The sequence below is a fragment of the Candidatus Symbiopectobacterium sp. NZEC135 genome (genome assembly GCF_025962695.1).
The window spans coordinates 1-1,921 of the sequence record NZ_JAGFPF010000286.1 but is presented as its reverse complement, the minus strand read 5'-3'; the positions used below and the strand labels follow the sequence as shown (position 1 = coordinate 1,921).

General features: G+C 61.3%; 1 protein-coding gene and 2 pseudogenes. All 3 read right to left on the bottom strand.

The window, feature by feature from the left end:
• Positions 1–1,064 (bottom strand): annotated as a pseudogene (locus J5224_RS25975) (two-component system sensor histidine kinase KdbD); the annotation flags it as partial.
• A gap of 43 nt (positions 1,065–1,107) precedes the next feature.
• Positions 1,108–1,683 (bottom strand): potassium-transporting ATPase subunit KdpC, encoded by a 576-nt coding sequence (gene kdpC, locus J5224_RS25970; RefSeq protein ID WP_264628073.1) that lies wholly within the window; start codon positions 1,681–1,683, stop codon positions 1,108–1,110.
• A gap of 11 nt (positions 1,684–1,694) precedes the next feature.
• Positions 1,695–1,921 (bottom strand): annotated as a pseudogene (locus J5224_RS25965) (potassium-transporting ATPase subunit B); the annotation flags it as partial.

Below are 1,921 nucleotides of genomic sequence, written 5' to 3'. Positions count from 1 at the left end.
AGTCGAGCCCCGGCCCAAGGCGGCTTAGCCGTCGCGCAAAGCGATTAGGCAACGCCCAACGTCGCTGCGGTGGCCTCCCCACAATGATCTTGCCGAGATTGTGCTCGCGCGCGTAGCGCAGCACCGCTTTCGCTTCATCCGGCTCCGACAGGGTGGCAGTAACGGCACCCAGCTTTTGCGCCAACTGCAAGGTACGCAGAATGCCACGCCGACGCGCTTCGCCCTGCCGATGCAGCGTTGGCGTCTCCACCGTTACCGCATGCCATTCGCTGCCGAGCTTGGCGGCCAGTCGGGCGGCAATGCGCACCAGTTTCTCACTGCCGGTGTTAGCGCCAATGCACAGCAGGATCGCATCGCGGGTGTGCCAGACGCGTTCCTCTCGTCCACTGGCATCGCGCCAGGCGCGCATCTGATCGTCGACGCGATCCGCCGTGCGGCGCAACGCCAGTTCCCGCAGCGCAAACAGATTGCTCTTACGAAAAAAGTTCTCGATGGCGCGCTCGGCACGATCGCCGACGTACACCTTGCCCTCTTTCAACCGTTGCCGCAGATCGTCCGGCGGCAAATCCACCAGCACCACTTCGGTGGCCGAGTCACAAAAAGCCGCTGACCACATCGTTGAGGCTTTCCAGATGCTGCACGTTCACCGTGGTCAGCACATCAATGCCAGCGTCCAGCAGCTCATCGATATCCTGCCAGCGCTTGGGATGGCGCGACCCCGGTGCGTTGGAATGCGCCAGCTCATCCATCAGAATAACGGCTGGACGCCGCGCCAGGGCGGCATCCAGATTGAACTCCAGATGACGATGTCGCCCCGTGGCACGTCGGGCAAGGGTTTCCAACCCGTCCAGCAGCGTGGCGGTCTCCTGTCGACCATGGGTTTCCACCACGCCTACCAGCACATCCAACCCCTGCGCGCGCAATCGTCGCGCCTCTTGCAGCATGGCCCAGGTTTTCCCGACGCCCGCACAGGCACCGAAATAGATTTTCAGTTTGCCGCGCCCTTCACGGTCCGACTGAGCCAGCAGCGCATCCGGATCGGGACGCAGGGGTTCTTCCGTCATCACAATACCTTTCAAGTCATCCTTCGTTCAGGATAGCGAAGCCTTACGGTTTCGGCACGGCATCCAACGCCATGTTCAACGCCAGCACATTGACCACCGGCTCCCCGATAAACGGCAGCAGCGGACGGCGCGTGTTCGCCAGCACCAACTGGCGCAACGTTGCTTCTGGCAGATGGCGTGCTTGTGCCACGCGCGGAATCTGCCACGCCGCCGCTGCCGGAGAAATGTGCGGATCCAATCCGCTGGCAGAGGCCGTCACCAGCTCCACCGGGACGAACGCATTGGCCTGGGGATTCACCTTACGCCATTCGGCAACGCGCTGCGTTATAGCTTCATCCAGTGCCGGATTGCTGGGCGCCAGATTACTGCCAGAGGAGGCCAGCGCATTATAGGGCGAGTCGGCCGTCGCCGAGGGCCGCCCCTGAAAATAATCCGGGCGGGTAAAGGACTGACCGATCAGGGCCGAACCGCGTACCTTGCCTTCCAGCATCACCAGCGAGCCGTTAGCCTGTACGGGAAACCACCACTGCGCCAATCCGGTTGTCAGTAACGGATAGACCGCCCCGACAATCAGTGTCAGCAGGATAAAAAGCGAAAGTGCGGGACGTAACAGGTTCATTGATATTCTCCTTAAACCCAACCCAGCGCGGTCAGTATCAGATCAATGGCTTTGATGCCAATAAATGGCACCACCAGCCCCCCCACGCCGTAAATCCACAGGTTGCGGCGCAGCAGCGCAGCCGCCGGCATCGGGCGGTAGCTCACCCCTTTCAATGCCAGTGGAATCAGCAGTACGATAATCAAGGCGTTAAAAATCACCGCTGACAAAATGGCCGAGGCGGGCGAATGCAGCCCCA

Excerpts from the sequence above, each read along its gene's own strand:
- kdpC (WP_264628073.1), bottom strand. The coding sequence starts at position 1,683 with ATGAACCTGTTACGTCCCGCACTTTCGCTTTTTATCCTGCTGACACTG.